Raw genomic sequence first — 361 nt, 5'->3', positions numbered from 1 at the left:
GTGGGAAACGAATGACGAACCGGGGACGTTTCGCCTGGACATCGGCGTGCTGGAAACCGGCATCACTGAAGAAATGTATTTAGAGATGGAGCGGCTGATAGCCGATGCCAAACCCGCAAGCCGTCATCTGATCGGGCTGACCATTACCCAGGATATTAAAGGCGACGTTTACATTGGTGCAGCGCAGTACGTCGGCGAGCTGCTGACCGTTTACCCCGCATAAGAGGACGATATGAGCACATTTAAATCCGTTGTCACCACGCTCGGCCAGGCGCGCATCGCGGCGGCCATTGCGGCGGGGACTGACATTAACATTACGCAGCTGGCCGTCGGCGACGGCAACGGCAAGGCAACAACGCCG

At 57.6% G+C, this 361-nt stretch carries 2 protein-coding genes; both read left to right on the top strand.

Translation table 11 applies throughout. The features are described 5' to 3' along the window. Positions 1–223 (top strand): phage tail protein I (locus ED901_RS15860; RefSeq protein WP_122096484.1); only part of this gene is annotated, 223 nt, incomplete at its 5' end. A 9-nt stretch (positions 224–232) separates the two neighbouring features. Continuing rightward, the coding region (locus ED901_RS15855) for a phage tail protein (RefSeq protein WP_205965115.1) at positions 233–361 on the top strand (129 nt) is incomplete at its 3' end.

Origin of the sequence: Rahnella sp. Larv3_ips, from assembly GCF_003697865.1 — a bacterium.
Taxonomy (GTDB): Bacteria; Pseudomonadota; Gammaproteobacteria; order Enterobacterales; family Enterobacteriaceae; genus Rahnella; species Rahnella rivi.
The sequence above is the reverse complement of the archived record's forward strand: the minus strand, read 5'-3'. Positions and strand labels throughout refer to the sequence as shown.